This is a genomic window from Sporomusa aerivorans (assembly GCF_041428895.1).
GTDB lineage: Bacteria > Bacillota > Negativicutes > Sporomusales > Sporomusaceae > Sporomusa > Sporomusa aerivorans.
The window spans coordinates 714,531-731,260 of sequence record NZ_CP156926.1; the positions used below are offsets into that span (position 1 = coordinate 714,531).

Annotated in this window: 10 protein-coding genes, 2 pseudogenes and 1 riboswitch; of the genes and pseudogenes, 9 read left to right on the forward strand and 3 right to left on the reverse strand. The window is 43.6% G+C overall.

Translation table 11 applies throughout. The features are described from left to right. The 8 genes and pseudogenes from SATMO3_RS03280 to SATMO3_RS03315 form a co-directional block, all read left to right on the forward strand. Positions 1-1,851: a toll/interleukin-1 receptor domain-containing protein gene (locus SATMO3_RS03280; RefSeq protein ID WP_371377430.1), complete on the forward strand. Its 1,851-nt coding sequence runs from the start codon at positions 1-3 to the stop codon at positions 1,849-1,851. Continuing rightward, entirely contained in the window at positions 1,851-2,465 is a 615-nt protein-coding gene (locus SATMO3_RS03285; protein WP_371377433.1) for a dTMP kinase, read from the forward strand. Before SATMO3_RS03280 ends, SATMO3_RS03285 begins: the two co-directional genes overlap by 1 nt. Before the next feature lie 5 nt (positions 2,466-2,470). Beyond that, positions 2,471-3,445: a nucleotide kinase domain-containing protein gene (locus SATMO3_RS03290; protein ID WP_371377436.1), complete on the forward strand. Its 975-nt coding sequence runs from the start codon at positions 2,471-2,473 to the stop codon at positions 3,443-3,445. Between the two features lie 18 nt (positions 3,446-3,463). After that, a complete protein-coding gene (locus SATMO3_RS03295) occupies positions 3,464-4,450 on the forward strand; it encodes a thymidylate synthase (RefSeq protein ID WP_371377438.1) in 987 nt (328 codons plus the stop codon). A gap of 1,082 nt (positions 4,451-5,532) precedes the next feature. After that, positions 5,533-5,736, forward strand: a pseudogene (locus tag SATMO3_RS03300) (transposase); the annotation flags it as partial. A gap of 147 nt (positions 5,737-5,883) precedes the next feature. Next, positions 5,884-7,392 (forward strand): IS21 family transposase, encoded by a 1,509-nt coding sequence (gene istA, locus SATMO3_RS03305; RefSeq protein WP_371371065.1) that lies wholly within the window; start codon positions 5,884-5,886, stop codon positions 7,390-7,392. Further along, a complete protein-coding gene (istB, locus tag SATMO3_RS03310) occupies positions 7,389-8,126 on the forward strand; it encodes an IS21-like element helper ATPase IstB (protein WP_371371064.1) in 738 nt (245 codons plus the stop codon). The genes istA and istB overlap by 4 nt, the downstream gene beginning before the upstream one ends. Positions 8,127-8,179: 53 nt before the next feature. After that, positions 8,180-9,175, forward strand: a pseudogene (locus SATMO3_RS03315) (IS256 family transposase); the annotation flags it as partial. A gap of 202 nt (positions 9,176-9,377) precedes the next feature. On the opposite strand, the gene SATMO3_RS03320 reads toward SATMO3_RS03315, so the two are convergent. From SATMO3_RS03320 to SATMO3_RS03330, 3 genes are all read right to left on the reverse strand, one after another. Next, entirely contained in the window at positions 9,378-10,454 is a 1,077-nt protein-coding gene (locus tag SATMO3_RS03320; RefSeq protein ID WP_371377441.1) for a hypothetical protein, read from the reverse strand. A gap of 318 nt (positions 10,455-10,772) precedes the next feature. Then, positions 10,773-11,150, reverse strand: coding sequence for a helix-turn-helix domain-containing protein (locus SATMO3_RS03325; RefSeq protein ID WP_371377444.1), 378 nt, complete (start codon positions 11,148-11,150; stop codon positions 10,773-10,775). Beyond that, positions 11,119-11,337: a helix-turn-helix domain-containing protein gene (locus tag SATMO3_RS03330; RefSeq protein ID WP_371377446.1), complete on the reverse strand. Its 219-nt coding sequence runs from the start codon at positions 11,335-11,337 to the stop codon at positions 11,119-11,121. Before SATMO3_RS03330 ends, SATMO3_RS03325 begins: the two co-directional genes overlap by 32 nt. A 571-nt stretch (positions 11,338-11,908) precedes the next feature. Continuing rightward, positions 11,909-12,092: riboswitch (cobalamin riboswitch) on the forward strand. Between the two features lie 161 nt (positions 12,093-12,253). On the opposite strand from SATMO3_RS03330, the gene SATMO3_RS03335 reads away from it, so the two are divergent. Further along, the gene (locus SATMO3_RS03335) at positions 12,254-16,621 is read left to right on the forward strand and encodes a TonB-dependent receptor domain-containing protein (RefSeq protein ID WP_371377449.1); all 4,368 of its coding nucleotides are present in this window, start codon (positions 12,254-12,256) and stop codon (positions 16,619-16,621) included. Positions 16,622-16,730 lie beyond the last annotated feature (109 nt).

Below are 16,730 nucleotides of genomic sequence, written 5' to 3' on the forward strand. Positions count from 1 at the left end.
ATGAATATGATTTTTTGTATGCCAGAGCTTACTATGAAAGATTTAGATTCAGCTAAAGTTTTTTTTTCAGAATGTAAAGAAATATTAGATACCTATGTGGCTAATAAGTTATATATATCGTCTATTTTTCAGATTAATCAGTTATTGACAACGGAAGCAAATGAAAATGATATTCTGATATTCTTCAATGCAGAGAATGGTATTTATGATGAAAAAATTCTTAAATTAATTCGGAAATATTATAATGCTCAAAGTAGAATATGGTCAATTGCAATGGAAAAGAATCCAGAATGTAGACGTCCACCAGAACCAGTGTCTGAAAAGCAAAGTTTCGATGTGTTTTGTCGTAATGAAAATAGAAATCCGATGAAAAATAATATGAAGGCAATTGCTCAAGTTCTTGCTAGAAAAATTATTGCGCAGACTCTTTCGCCTCTCTATAGAGATGAGGTTTTATACTTTATTAGTCATCGTAGAGTTGACGGAGAATATATAGCAGCAAAACTAGCAGATGAATTAAAAAAATTAACGAGAGAAAGAAATGTTTATCGTGATGTTGTTAATGTTGAGGTTGGAAACGATGCGCAAGAAGATATCGATAAAAATTTGGAACTAAGTGATGTTGTGATTTTTTTGCAAACAGAAGAGGCACAATATTCGTCATATATAATGAAAGAATTGTGCTATGCAATTGTATATGATATTCCGATTTTGTGGATTCAAATTGATAATGCTTCATATGCTAAAATGGAAATTCGTCCTGGTGAGTCACCAGTACTTAGATATATGGGAAAGGAATTTGACAACCAAGAAAGGTTAGTAGAAATTATTGATGAAATTGAGGATAAGTGTTTCCAGTTAATGATGAATTCTTCTAATCAAGTATATTCGCATATTGAATGTTTAAATGAGATGAGTTATTCAAATAAAATTAAGTTAGAAAATGATAAAAAATCAATTTTTGCATATCAGATTCAGTATAAGGAAAAAACAAGAGATTTATATGATGAGGGAATTCGAAATCATTATATCCAGTGTTTTGGTAGAAACCCAAAGAATCAAGATATTCAGCATTTTATGAGTAGGGTGAAAAAAACAGAAATATATGAAAAAAATGATAGACTATTTCTATTATCAAATCATGGAAGCCGTGAAAAGCAAATTGGTGATGCAAAATTATCAGAAGAAAACTTTGATGATTATTTGATGAATATAGAAAATGTTTGCGGAGGTAAAAGGCAAAGACTGAATAAGAGGGTTATCTTGTCAGGTGCATTCCCAGATTGTGATGAAATATATAAAAATTCTCTATTGGAAGCAGTGGTAGTATATTCAAGGGAAATTATTAAGCGAGGATATACTTTGGTTTTTGGTGCGCATCCAACATTTCAAAAGCTTATTTTTGATATTGGGAAAGTATATGCGCCAGATGTTAGATATTCTATTGAAATGCATATGGACAAGGCTTTTATGGGAGCATACGACCTTGATATACTTCAAGAAAAATGTACTCTAGTATTATCGGATGGGTTACAAGAAATGCGAAAAAATATGATTTGTAAAGAAAGAAGTGAGATATTAATTTGCCTTGGAGGAAAAATTAAAGAAGATAAAACACAACAAGGAGTGGATATTGAAGTAGAACTAGCAAAGTCAGTAGGTATACCAATTGCATTGGTCGGAACCGTAGGCGGACGTTCAAGCGAATATGCATTTGAAAAGTGTACAGATCATAATTGGGGTGAATTAAATCCTTGGGACACATTACTAAATGAAAGTTTGTTTTATAATGTGAATCATAGAGTAATGGTGAAACGTTTATTAGATTTGCTTGAAAGTGGACTAAATTGATGGGAAATAATATTAAAAACTCATATGCTGGGATATACGTTTTTGAAGGAATTGATAATGTTGGGAAAACAACAATTATTCAGGCTTTGCAAGAAAAAATATGTAAAGAAATTGGGTACGACTGTACTACAATCGCTTTTCCTGGAAATGAAGCAAGAACATTAGGTGCTTTAGTTTATGATGTACATCATCATGAGAATAAATATTTTGATTTTCCAATTAATAATGCTAGTTTACAACTATTGCATGTTGCCGCGCACATAGATCTAATTCAAAGAAAGCTAATAGAAGAATACAGTTCGTCAAAAATAATTTTGATGGATCGTTTTTGGTGGTCAACATATGCATACGGATTGGCGGGAAGATTAGAGCGTGATGTTGTTCACGCTATTTTAGCTCCAGAGTTGGTATATTGGGAAAAAATTAATATCAATAAAATATTTCTATTGGAACGTAAAGATCGTAAAATCGATTATGAGACAAATAAAGATATTTTAATCAGGAAAAATTATAGCGATCTTGCAAAAAGAGAATCAAAGTGTCAAATAATAAATAATGATGGAAGGTTAGAAGAAACGACAAACAGAGTTCTTATTAATATTTTAGGAGTATAGTCTTTATGAAAATAGAAGGTTTTAAGCCGACAATGGTATATGATACATACTGGAAGTTTGCAGAAAAACGTCAAGATGTTTTTTTCAATAGAATAGAAAATAAGCCTTTACCTTGGACTGAGGATAAAATTATTCAGAAGTATAAATTTACGAATGCGTATAGAGCTTCTGATCGAGTTAGTCAATATTTAATTAAGAATGTGATATATTGTAAAAATTATTATTCTCCTGAAGATCAATGTTTCAGAATACTGTTTTTTAAGCTATTTAATAAAATAGAAACATGGGAGTATATGGAGAATGCTTTGGGCGAGATTTCTTATCGTTCATATTCTTATAAAAGATATAATACACTATTAACACAAAAGCTTAACAATAATGAAAGGATTTATTCTGCTGCATATATAATGCCGACAGGGAAAGGTTGTTTTGGCTTTAGTAAAAAGCATCAAAATAATCTGAAACTTTTAGAGCAAATGATGAAGTCAGGATTGCCAACAATGATAGCTAAAAGCAAAAGTTTACAAGAATTATTTGAAATATTGATTAGTTATCCTAGTTTAGGCTCATTTTTAGCATTTCAATATGCCATTGATATTAACTATAGCGAATTATGCGATTTTGATGAGATGTCTTTTGTTGTAGCAGGACCTGGTGCCCAAAATGGTATTATAAAATGCTTTGGAGAATTAAATGGGTATAAATACGAAGATATTATTAAATATGTTGCAGAACATCAAGAAATAGAATTTGAGAAAAGAGGATTAAAATTCAAAACACTATTTGGTAGAAAATTACATCTGATAGATTGTCAAAATTTGTTTTGTGAAACAGATAAATATGCTAGAATTGCACATCCTGATATTGGCGGAATAAATGAACGAAAAAGGATTAAGCAGCAATACATTAATCATAATTTGGAAAGTATTGAATATTTTTATCCACCTAAGTGGGGAATAAATAATTGCATTGATAGTTAAAGAAATGGAGAATTGTAAATGGCTGAATTTATTTCTGGAAAAACTGCAAATGAAGTATGGGGAAAAGCTATAAATTTATTAAAGAAACAAGAGAATCCCTTGTACGGGCGAACAGGAGAGGTTTTTGAATTATTACATACGTTTATTTCGATTGAAGAACCAAGACAAAAATGGGTTTATAATCGTATTCCGCCAATTAGTATCGGATATGCTTTAGCAGAATTAGTTTGGATTATTAATGGGGAAGAAAGATCGGATATTATAAATACATGGAATCCTAAATTGGAAAAATACGCCGGTAAAGGTGATATTTACCATGGAGCATATGGAAAAAGAATAAGATCACATTTTGGTTTTGATCAGATAGAAAAGGCATATGAAACTTTACAAAATGTTCCCGAAAGCCGTCAAGTAGTTATACAAATTTACGATACGAAAGATGATTTTCCTATAGAAAATGGAATGCCTCGGAATGAGGATATTCCGTGTAATATATGCTCATTATTAAAAGTTAGAAATGGAAAATTAGAATGGTCACAAATAATGCGTAGTAATGATGTTTTATTAGGAATGCCATATAATTTTATTCAATTTACTGGATTACAAGAAATATTAGCTGGATGGTTAGAAATAGATTTGGGGTCATATAATCATTATAGTGACAGTTTACATTTATATAGTCGTGATGTTGCCAAGATTGGAATTGGGAAGGAACCGGAAATCAAGAATGATGATAATTTGTCTTTGAGCAAGAATGAATCTGAAAAAATGTTTAAAGAAATATATTTTAGAATGAAAGAGCTTTATCTATATAATATTACTGAAAAAAGAATACATTCATTGGCAAAAATAAATTCAGGTTACGTTGCGTATGATAATATTATGTTGATTATTGCAGCATATATATCACATAAAAATAAATATAATGATTTGACAAAAAATCTCATTGAGTCATGTACCAATGATTCATACGCTGCGATGTGGAATCATTGGATTAATAGCTGAAAGTATATTTATTCCCGATGAATTATCATTATTTGCTGATTGTAAAATAATGATAATTATAAACGCAGGGGTGTTGTGCCAAGAAAGTGCGAAATAGTACAATGCTGTATTTTTGATGAAGGTAGTTCCTTCGAAGCCGGCTTCAAACAGTCATAAGCTGCTTCAATACAAAAGGCTGCGGTGGTGAACTTCAGCATGTATGGCTTAGAGAGATGAACGAGAGTAAACCACTGAAGACGCTTCCTTACCTTTATAGACATAAATTTCAAATCATGCTATTATTTGGATAAAAAAAGCGATTTAAAATATAGATGGGAATATTATGGGAAGAAAAATTTTGTTTCATATAAATATGCGGATGATAATGTATTTTATCAGGCTTAACGCTGGCGCAGGCGGCAGGTTCTGCTGACAGTACGTCCGGTACGGACTTATAAGCGTGACTGCGGAAGGGAGATGCAGCAAATGGCGTTTAGACTTGGTTTAGATACTGGTGGCACGTATATGACAATGGGGACGTTCCTTATTTGGCGCTAAAAAAATGTCAAAAGGGGAACGTCAGACCGTGTGAAAACATCTGGCTGCTAATTTATCCGCAGCCTATACAATTGAATTTCTAAAAGATGCCTGTCTTTAGAAACATTCAATCTTGAGGACCATTTTGCGGACCGATTCACATTAAAGTGAGTTGAGCGACGGTTCTTTGACTCATGACGATGGGCATAAATAGTAGATTTTTGCAGGGCAATGAAGGGCAAAACTCATTGCCCGATTTAGCACTGTTATATATGATACGGAGAACCACCATTGGTAATTGCGGAAAAAAGTTGCAAATAGCATTGAAAGAAACATAAAAATACAAACTCCTGCAAAGGCATATTGATTTTGCAGGAGTTTGTATTTTTATGACAAAGTTATGACATATTGCTAAAATTTAATCATTTAATAAGCAGCTAGATACAAAAGATGATAATGTACAATAAGTTTCGCAAATTGAATTAAAAGAAAAAAGAGGACAAGTTTGCAGTCCAAAAGGTAAAATGAAGTCACCACACACCATTTACCGAAAGGAGACTGCAAACATGTCCAAGGAAATTATACAGTTGAATGAGGAAATCATCAAGGGAGAATTGAAAGAACTGGTACGTAGCAGCGTGGAGGAAACGCTAAATAATCTGTTGGATCAGGAGGCTAGTGACCTGACGCAGGCTGCCAAATACGAGCGTACCGAATCTCGGCAAGGCTATCGTTCCGGTCACTACGATAGAAGTCTGACAACCACATCAGTGTAAATGGTAAACTAAAATACAGAGTTTTAAGCCAGTAGAACTACAAACTTTCTCGCCACAAAGCACACAGTTTTTCGCCAATAACTACACAGTTTCCAGTCAGCTGATACAATAGAAGCACGCTGAGTATGGAGGCTGCTAGAAATGAAGGGATATTCTGTGTATAGCAAAATACATCAACTAAAAGAACGCGGATTCCGAAAAGATACCGTGGCGAAAAGTCTTGGCATCAACTGGAGAACAGTGGACCGCTACTGGAATATGACGGTGGATGAGTATGAATCTAATGTCGCCACGGTCTGCAAGGTCAGGCTGCTAGACGATTACCAGGACACAATCATCAGCTGGCTACGGGATTATCCTACGCTTAGCGCAGCACAGGTTTGTGATTGGTTAAAAGAACACTACAGCGCGACCTTTAGCGAACGAACGGTCTCTCGGTATGTAAAGAACCTGCGGAATGAGTATGATCTGCGCAAAGCACTCAATCAACGAGATTATGCAGCTGTTCCTGAATTGCCAATGGGGCAGCAATTGCAAGTAGACTTTGGCGAGAAGTGGCTGAAAAATGTAGACGGTGGCCGCATCAAGGTCTATGCTGCAGCTTTTGTTCTGGCACATTCCCGTTTTAAATATGCCGAATTACAGAGCCGCCCCTACACCGCTTCGGATTTGGTGCGAGTATGTCACCAATGCTTCAGGTATATGGGCGGAATGCCGCAAGAGATGGTTTTTGACCAGGATAGTATCGTTTGCGTGGCAGAAAATGCCGGTGATATCATACATACTTATGAATTTGAAAAACTTCGGCAGGAGTGCAAACTGAGTATTTATATGTGCCGTGGTGCTGACCCTGAAAGCAAGGGGAAGGTGGAAAGCACCGTGAAATATGTGAAAGGCAATTTTCTGGAAAACCGGCTTTACGTGGATGATGATATTCTAAACAGCAGCTGCCTGGATTGGTTGGAGCGTACCGCAAACGCAAAAATTCACGGAACAACAAAGCGTGTGCCTGCCGAAGTATTTGCCGAAGAACGGGAATACTTACGGCCGCTGGTCGATTGCGCAGAAAATAACGGCGCTCACCTATGTAGAACTGTCCGCAAGGACAATACCGTTATTTATGACAGCAACCGTTATTCCGTTCCACTTGGCACTTACAATGCGCAAAAAGAGGTTTGTATTGTGCCCAAAGATGGCATTTTATACATTCAGACTGTATTTGGCGATCGCATTTGCCAACATCGCATTTCCAACGGTCGGGGTCTGCTCATCCAAAGCAGAAGCCACCAGCGCGACAGAACCAGCTCTCTGAACCAGATGCAGGTTGCACTGGGTACGCTTCTTCTTGCCAAGGCGGATGACTTTCTCCAAACGATCCGTACAGAGAAATCCCGGTATGCCAGAGATCAATTTAAGCTGATCCATACGCTCTGCGACCAATATGCTGTAGACGCTGTCCTGGAAGCTGTAGGTTTTTGCCAGTACAGTAACCTTTACAGCGCGAATTACATAAAAGACTATCTGGAACACAATGCCTTTAAACAACCCCAGCCGCCAGAGTTGCCCCTTCCGATGAGCAATGCAAAGTATCATGTGACAACGCAAAAGCGCTCGCTTGATGTCTATGCCAAGGAAAGTGGTGACCGATGATGATGCGGCCAATTGACCGGGTAACTGGACTACTTTCTGATTTACGCATGACTCCCGTGGATTTTGAAGCACTTTTTGCAGGTAAAAATTCACTAACACCCGTGGAGAGTGTAGAACTGTTTTTACTGGAACAGCAACGGCTTCGAGTACAAAAACAGAATCTGCTACGCCGCCGCAGAGCAAGCCTGCCTGCTGAGAAAACCATGGATTCTTTTGATTTCGGTTTTCAACGCAGTGTTTCCAAGGAACAGATGTTGCGGCTAAGTGATATGACGTGGGTTGAACAAGCATACAATGTTTGCTTGTTGGGGCCTCCCGGCGTTGGTAAAACCCATCTTGCTTTGTCCCTGGCGGTGAAGGGGCTGAACTTGGGTTATGCAGTGGCGTTTGAAACCTTGGATACCCTTATGAAGATTCTAAAAACGTCCGAAATTTCCAGAGCCAGCAAACGTCGACTCAGATATTTAAGTAAGGCTGCTCTGGTGATTGTTGACGAAGTTGGGTTTATGCCACTCTCCCCGGCAGAGGCTAATTTATTCTTTAGCTTTGTGTCTTCTATGGCCGAGCGTACTTCGATGATTATTACATCAAACAAAGGGTTCGACGAGTGGGCTGAGTTCCTTGGCGATGCAACGATTACAACAGCCATTCTTGACCGCCTAATCCACCACTGCGAGATTATCAATATGACTGGTGACAGTTATCGCTTAAAGCACCGCAAAAGTATTACTTGAAAAACTCTGCACTTTGTGGCGGAAAACTCTGCATTTTGATTGACTGCTTACACACATCAGGAAATGTGACTCTCAAAGTCCCTAAACTCAAAGGGATTCCTTTCGAAACCGCAATCATTGAACGGTATCGCCGCCGGGAAAGCTCCGTAGAGGAAGCGCTAATTGAAATGTACCTGGCCGGCGTATCCGTCCGGCGAGTGGAGGATATTACAGAAGCTTTGTGGGGAACCAAGGTATCTCCGTCGACTATCAGCGAGTTAAATAAGAAAGCCTATGTCCATATAGAAGAGTGGAGAAACCGCCCCTTACAGGGCCAGAAATATCCCTATATCTATGTGGATGGAATTTATCTGCGCCGCAATTGGGGCGGTGAATATGAGCATGTGAGTGTACTTGTGGCAATCGCAGTCAATGAAGAGGGTTATCGTGAGGTTCTGGGCGCTGCCGAAGGTATGAAAGAGGATAAAGCCAGTTGGACAGAGTTCTTCAAATGGCTAAAAAACCGTGGCCTAACTGGTGTAAATCTGGTTATAGGAGACAAATGCCTAGGGATGTTGGAGTCGGTATACGACGTGTTTCCTGAAGCCAAATATCAGCGTTGCACCGTCCATTTCTATCGGAATGTCTTTTCAGTAGTACCTCGATCCAAAGTCAAACTAGTAGCTAAAATGCTTAAAGCAATTCATGCCCAGGAAAGCAAATCTGCTGCCAAAGAAAAGGCCAAACAGGTCGCTCAATCCCTGAGAGAAATGAAGCTCAAAGAAGCTGCCACTAAGATAGAAAACAGCATTGATGAAACGCTCACTTACACAGACTTTCCTTATGAGCATTGGACAAGAATTCGTACGAACAATGTGATTGAACGCTTGAACCGAGAAATTAAGCGCCGGACAAGAGTAGTCGGCACGTTTCCTGACGGCCAATCTGCCCTCATGTTAGTCTGCGCCCGCTTTCGTCACGTTGCCGGAACCCAGTGGGGCAGTAAAAAGTATATGAATATGAAACACTTAGAAACTACCGACCTTGAGTCGGGTTTTAGTGCTGACTGATTTTATTTAATATGGATTGCAAACGAATTTGCGAAACTATCTTGACGGTACCTCTTGACGGTACCAGACAGTAAGCGTGCGAAACTATCTTGACGGTACCTTTTGGTATTCTCTAGAACAAATAATCGACTAAAGATGAGAGAGTAATCCCTTTTCTTTAGTCGATTATATTCTGACGTACCTATGGATAAGATGTATCATTCTATTCTAATTTTAGATTGGTTGCTGCGGCTTCGCAGTTTAGCCTAAAAACATCAAGGATATTACTTTGCGTTGCTTCAAATGTATCAATCTCTAATAAGCCCTGTTTTATAGCAGGCTCTAAATGGTGGTTTAGAGTTCTTCTCAAAAATATGGTTTCGTTATCGGATTTATCGTCGTCATAAATAGCGTTAATAAATATCAATTTAGCTTGAACGCCGTTTGCTGTCGCATAAGTTCTTATTTGATTAAGCATAACTTCTATTCTGTCAAGGTTTATTTTATAAGGTATGCGACATACTCGAACTTCAAAAAATAAATCAGCATATAAAACTTTGGAAAAGCCATCAAATACGACAATTCTTTTACTAACAAAGTCAGAATTATTTAAGCCAATTTTTACATCAAATGATATAGAATCTGCCCTTATTCCTTTCTTTCTAGCACAAGAAATGATTGCAATCATTGCGATTATGTTATTAGTTAGAACTCTTCTCCAATTTGAAGTCTTTAGAGTATCAAGCATTTCCATTGAGATGTACGGTCTTAGCTGGGCAGGTATATAATAATCTTTATGGGAAGGGTTGGTACTTCCCGTATTTTTTATTGAAGAGATACAGGAGTTTTGGTTATTTAAATTATCATTACAAGATAATTCGTAATTAGTGTTACTTTCTTCGTTTTGTTCTGAAGTATTTTTATCTTCAGGAGTAGCTGGTAAAACAGAAGCAATGTGAATATTATTTGATGTTCTTGTTGATTGATTTACTTGTGTTATAGAGGTTAAAAGAGTTTTCATTATATCTTCTTTAAATTTATGATTATCATCATTGATTGTTTTCTGTTTTTTTTCTAGTTCTTTTACTTGACGATCGACCGATAATATTTTACCAAGTGAGATTTTATCAAAAACAAAACCTAAAGTTATAAAGACCATTAATAGTAAAATCAAAAGATTATTCGTATCTATAGATTGCTGATGTTGGAGATTATAAATTAATATCCACCCTAAAAATATTAGCAAAATAAAGGATATAAAATAGTAAAGTAGTCTTTCCCATAAAGGACGATTATCCATCTGCCCCTCCTTTGTAAATTTATACTTCGAAATTATCTTATTAAGGTATTTAATTTGTGAATAATCGCAGATTCCTTTCTATTTTTGAAAATTTTTTTTAATAAGCTAATTTATAATTAGGCGATTGCATGAATGAGTGTTATTAGGAATTAGAGGAGATACAAGTTTATAATTTTTGCGGACCAATTCAGTATTATGGATGGATTTTTAGACAATATAAAATTTTAGTCACAGGATTAGATATATCTATTTATAATGCAGCAGGCACCAGTCAATATTAAGACAAGGCATACAAAAAAAATAGCGAGTTACTTCGAACTAATTTCTTTTGGGATTATCTGTTAACCCTAGTAGCCAATCAGTAGACACACCATAGAAATTAGACATTTTAATAAGTGTCTCGACACTTATAGGTCTTCTTCCGTGTTCTAGTGATCCAACGGCGCTTGGTGTGATACCAACAGCCTGAGATACTTCTTTTAACTTAAGGTCACGGTGTTCACGTAAATATTTAAGTCTTTCCGCCAATATTGATAAAATCATGCAATCATTCCTTAAAAATAATTGACTTTGTGCCAATTGCACATTTATAATATGTATATGAAGTGTGCAAATGGCACAAAGAAGTTTAAATGAAATGATGAAGGCTTCTGCCTTGCAACTTTTATTTTCTTCGAGCTTCGTCTGATCTGCCAACCAAGTAATCCAGAGACACGTCGAAATACTCGGCAAAGGAGATAAGAACTTCAAAGCTTGGTTTTGACTCGTTTTTCTCATACATAAATATGATCCGACGTTTGACTCCAACAGCATCTGCCAAATCCTCAGCTTTCAGCTTTCGTGATTTTCGTAAATGACTTAAACGTTCACCAAAAGATGGCATCAAATCACACACCGTTTCAAGTAAAAGTATTGACTGTGTAATTAAATTGCACTATAATGATTTGTAGTGCAATTTAATTGCGCAAAGGGTATTGGATTAAAGATATGATTTAATAACATGCTGCTTATTTGGCGTACCTTGCTACCTTTGATGTGCAGACAAGCACCTGGGTAGCCGAAAATATGTACTTCTAGCTAAATTCTAGTACAGCAGAAAGGAGGCAGCTAAAAGAGCAACCTAAACCACAGCAGGCTTATCTCAATAAGCCGCCAACCAAGGGCAAAGTATACCTAGAAATGTGTCCAAAAGACACTTGTCACCCAACGTCACGTTGGAGCAACAGCTGCCAATGGAGACAATCGAACGGAAAACAGGGGTGTGTTCCACATACGATTGTCTCCATTATAGCGCAGACAGCACCCGGCTTCAATCCAGGTGCTGAGAAAATGCACGGAAATTATGTCCGCACCGAAGTGTAGTGAAAGAGTCCCCTGGAAAAAATGTTTTTACTGAGAGGATAAAAACAGTCATAATCCACGACTATACGTCATAAGTTGAAACCGAAAGAACAACCGAATATCTTGGGATAGGTGCCCGCAAGGGCTTAATAGGGAAGTCCGGTGAAATACCGGCGCGGTCCCGCCACTGTAACGGGGAGTAGTCTCGCATATTGGCCACTGGAGCGTCAGCTTTGGGAAGGCGCGGGACAGCGATGAACCGGAGTCAGGAGAACTGCCTGTCCGACAATCACCATGTTACCTGCGAGCGACGGGGAGGAGATTATAAGATTACCGGACAATCCCGGTGAATTTGCTGTAAAACTTCCGTTGCGGGAGTTTTTTTTATTGCATCGCTCTTCGAAGCGATAGGCCAAAGAATACCACAGGGAGAGAACAAGATAAAGGAATGATCACCTTTGAACCATATCTATAAAATCATTTGGAACCGGGCCCGCGCCTGCTGGCAGGTGGTGTCCGAGCTGGCGAAAAGCACCGGCCGGATGAAATCGGTCCGCTGCAGCAGCGGCGTGCGCGGGGCCAAATGCATAGTGCTCAGCCTGGTCTGGTTGCTGGCGCTGAACATAGCAGCGCTGTTTATCCATACGGCGGCTGCGTTTACGCCGCCGGCCGACACCAAGAATACCTGGACATATATTGGACTGGTGGACGGCTATGATACCTGGACCTCCACGAGTGCTGTCGGCGGCAATGGCCACCTGGCCGGCACGTCCAAGAAGTATCTGACGGCCATAACCTTGAATGCCGGCGAACGATGGCGTCCCCTGGACATGCGGACCCCGGCAACGAATGCTCTGGTCGTATACGCTACGGTCAGCGACCTTACCCTGAATGCCGGCAGCATGCTGGATTTGGCCGGACGTCAGGCTTTGCTCTATCTGCCCACGTCCCAGTTTCCCGGCGGGTTCGACAACACGCAAAAGCAGATAGCCGGGTATCATTTTACGATTGATAAATTAACGCTGGCCGGGGATGCGGTCTTTCGTATCAATACCAATATAAAACTCATTGGCGGCAATGGCGGTTTCACTGGGGCAAGTATAACCGTCAAACAACTTGAGGGAGCGGGCGGCACGGTCTATATCCAGTCCGCCTATGACCCGGCCTGGAAAGAGCTGGTCAGGGGCGTAGGCTCGATCTATGAGCGCAAGACGTTGGCGCTGAGCGCTCCCGGTAACTATGATAACTACATAGCCGCCGACTTCAGCGCCGCCGATTACAGCAAGGTCAATGTCGTGGGCCAGGCGTCACTGATGGATGGACCTCTCAGGCTCTATGAACTGGTGCCGGTCATCGACTGGAACAACCTGCATGCCGGCAAGGCCGTGCTGGTGGCGCTCAAAGCCTATAATACCGGTGTTATCTCCGAATCCGGCAAAATGGCCAGTGATGCCCAACTGACTTACCGCAATATCTGGCGTATTGAAGAGGGCAATCTCTTCACCCGCATGGATGAGCTGCATGCCCGGCATTACGGCAATACAGACGCGCCGTCCCTTGCCGGCGCGGCGGACAGGCCGGTGAGTGAAGGGGTATGGGCCCATAGCTTCCGGGGGAAACTGAACAGCCGCGGCGCGTACGGGCGCAGCGTCAGCCAAAGCTACAACGGACTGCAGGCCGGATTTGATAAGGCCCGGGAGGGCGACTTCTATAACGGGACCTTATACTACGGCCTGATGCTGGGCCAGCTGGACGCCGGCACCGGCTACGCCACAGGCCGGGGAGACCTGACCGGCACGAGCATGGGCACCTATGCTTCCTGGATTGGCCACAATGGCCGCTATCTGGACCTGGCTGCCCGGATGACAAAAATCGAAAACGACTACCGGTTTCATGACAGCGACAGCGTCAATACGGCCAAGTACGGCAGTTGGGCCAGCGGTATCAGCGCCCGGTACGGCTACCGCCGGGACTTGCCGGATGGCTGGTACTATGAACCCCAGGCCGGCTTGGCAGTCGGCAACCTGGATAGGGTAAGCTACACGCTGCCCAACCAACTGACGGTCAGCCAGACCGCCGACCGGCCGGTGGTCGGCCGGCTGGGCGTGACCGTGGGTAAGACGTTCGGTGATGAAGCGCACCGTGGCCATGCTTATGCTAACATAACGGCCCTGCATGATTTCGGGAGTGGCAAGCTGGAGGCCCGTTTCTCCGGCGACCGCGCGACCTTACGGACCGGAGCTGATCAGGACACCTGGCTGGAGTTCAAGCTCGGCGCTGCGCTGCAAACCGCCCGCGACAGTACGGCGTTTCTGGAAGTGAGCAAGTCCACCGGCGGTGATGTCCGCCAGGACTGGCAGATTAACGGCGGCTTGTCCTGGAAGTGGGGATTGCCGGCTAAGGCCGGCAAAGCAGAAGGAAGCCGTCAGTCCACCGTACCGGCGGTAACAGCCACAGCGCCTGTGGCCGGGGACGGCAATAGTCAGCGGATAGACAGCCCGCCGCCGTCCGCCCATATTGCGCCGCAGCTGCCGGCTGCCGGCGGGGCGGTGGCGGCAAGCTCTGATCAGCCGTCCGGCAGTCCGGTGGCTGCACTGGACGCCATAGCCTTGCCGCCGGCGGCACCGGTGGACGAGGCCCTGCCGGACACCGGTCGGCCGCCTGTCAGGCCGGTTGCGATAAACCCCGGTTCCGATTCCTCCGAACTGGCGACTTACGCTTTCGAGGCGGTAACGGTCGAGGCCCCGCGCCCGGAGTGGGAGCGGGACCTCTCGCCCGGTACCGTGTCGGTTATCCGGCCGGAGGATTTCCAGGGCGAGCAGAAGACGCTGCCTGATTACCTCGAGACCGTCCCCGGCGTCCATATCCAGCGGGTCCGGGGCACCAGCAACTACAGCATTGCCCGGGTCCGGGGCAGTACGGCCGCCCAGGTCGGCGTTTACCTGGACGGCGTGGAGCTGAACCTGACATCGGAAACCGGTGTTGACCTCTCGGCCATCCCGATGGACAATGTCGCCCGCATCGAAGTCTACCGCGGCTATGTCCCGGCCCGTTTCGCCGGCGCGCCGATGGGCGGCGTCATCAACATTGTCACTAAAAAGCCCGGCCAGAGCGGCGGTTCGGTATCGGCAGGCCTGCGTTCCTTCGGCGGCTACAAGGGCAATCTGGAGGTGACGGCCCCGCTCGGCGAGGGCAGCCTGCTCCTGGCTGCCAACCGCGACCAGAGCGACGGTGATTTCAGCTATACCAACCGCTATCATCCTACTACCCCGTACGGCATAGGGCCGCTGACAGCCGAACGGCGGACCCGGCGCAACAATGATTATCACCTGACCGACGGGCTGCTCAAATGGCAGGATGACCACTGGCAGGTCAAGCTGGCTGTTAAAGATCAGTTCCGGCATTTTCCCGGGTATGCCGGCAGTGAGAGCAGTGATAATCCTGACTATGTTTATCCGGTGCCCGAAGTGCGTCTGCATCCTCCCTATCAGGAGATCCGGCAGACCGACCTGGCGGTGGGCCGGCGGCAGCAGGTTGGCAATCTGGACTGGGGCTGGCAGGTCGACTGGCGGGACTCGGATAAAGAGTGGCGCAGCGGTAAAACGACGATCGCCCACCAAGCCTATTACCCCGGCCAGGCCTGGAGCAATCTCCGGAGCAAACGGCTCGGCGGGTCCCTGGACGCCGCCTGGAGGCTGGGCGACAGCCACCTGCTGGAGCTGTATGCCGGCTATTCGCGCGAGCGGATGGATACTGAGCTGTCCGACCTGGATAAGTATCTTAAAGGCGGGGACGAGAGCACCGGCAGCGGCCGGGACACCTCTATCGCCGTTGGCAAATGGCTGAAATATTACCAGATTGACCGCTGGCGTCTTCAACTGCAGGATACCATGCAGCTCAACCGCTCCGGCACCTTCCAGCTGACGCCGGTCTTTAAGATGGATAAGCTAGATATGACGGCCTATAAGGAGGACGGCAAGGATGCCTGGAAATACTCCTTCGGCATTGGCGCGAAAAAGATGGTTAACGACCACTGGACAGTGCGCGGCAGTTGGGGCACTTTCCACCGCTTCCCCAATTTCTATGAGATCTTCGGCGACGGCGCTTCGCTGCGGCCAACGCCGGACCAGTTTCCTCCGCCCGATTTTGAGCATGGCCTGAACTGGGACGCCGGCGTTACCTGGCAGGGGCGGGCGCTGGGGTCCAAGGCCGATGTCACCCTGACCTATTTCGCCAACCGTACCAATGACCTGATGCTGCTGAACGTCACTCCTCTCGGCGTTTCCTATTACAATAACGGCGGCGACGGCAAGGCCCGCGGCGTGGAACTGGAGAGTCGTTTCAAATGGGACCGCTGGGACCTTACTCTGGCCGCAACCTGGACCCGGACTAAAATTCTGGGCTACCGGGATGTGCTGGAGCTGATCGGCGCTCCCAATCCCCAGCCGTACCGAATAGGCTCGCCCTATCCCTATATCCCGGAATGGGAGGGCAACGCCCGCCTGACCTACCGCTTCCCCGGCGACCGGCTGGCGCTGTTTGCCGAACATCACTACTCCGGCAAAATGCCGATTGATAGGGTGGACCGCAGAGGCTGTGGTGAATGGCAGGAACCGTACGGACTGACCAACCTGGGGGCCAGGTATGCGGTCAACAGCCGGCTTAAACTGAATGCCGGTGTAAATGATCTTTTCAATCAGGGGCCGGACATTGTGGAAGATTATATTCCGAGTTCCAGTGATGATGCTGGTCGTGGCAAGGGCATGAGTATCTCCTATCCTCTGCAGGGCAGGACCTATTATCTGACAGTGCAGTATCTCTTTTAGCCATTGGTTTTGCAATTCTTTATACAGCCGGCTTTCTTGTTAGTCAGGCGTAGTTGCCACGAGCCGGTAAGTGAAAGGAGGTGAGCGCCCATGCCGGCAGGCAGGGTAT

Coding starts and splice junctions, on each gene's coding strand:
- SATMO3_RS03280 (WP_371377430.1), top strand. CDS start 1: ATGAATATGATTTTTTGTATGCCAGAGCTTACTATGAAAGATTTAGAT.
- SATMO3_RS03285 (WP_371377433.1), top strand. CDS start 1,851: ATGGGAAATAATATTAAAAACTCATATGCTGGGATATACGTTTTTGAA.
- SATMO3_RS03290 (WP_371377436.1), top strand. CDS start 2,471: ATGAAAATAGAAGGTTTTAAGCCGACAATGGTATATGATACATACTGG.
- SATMO3_RS03295 (WP_371377438.1), top strand. CDS start 3,464: ATGGCTGAATTTATTTCTGGAAAAACTGCAAATGAAGTATGGGGAAAA.
- istA (WP_371371065.1), top strand. CDS start 5,884: ATGAAGGGATATTCTGTGTATAGCAAAATACATCAACTAAAAGAACGC.
- istB (WP_371371064.1), top strand. CDS start 7,389: ATGATGATGCGGCCAATTGACCGGGTAACTGGACTACTTTCTGATTTA.
- SATMO3_RS03320 (WP_371377441.1), bottom strand. CDS start 10,454: ATGGATAATCGTCCTTTATGGGAAAGACTACTTTACTATTTTATATCC.
- SATMO3_RS03330 (WP_371377446.1), bottom strand. CDS start 11,337: ATGCCATCTTTTGGTGAACGTTTAAGTCATTTACGAAAATCACGAAAG.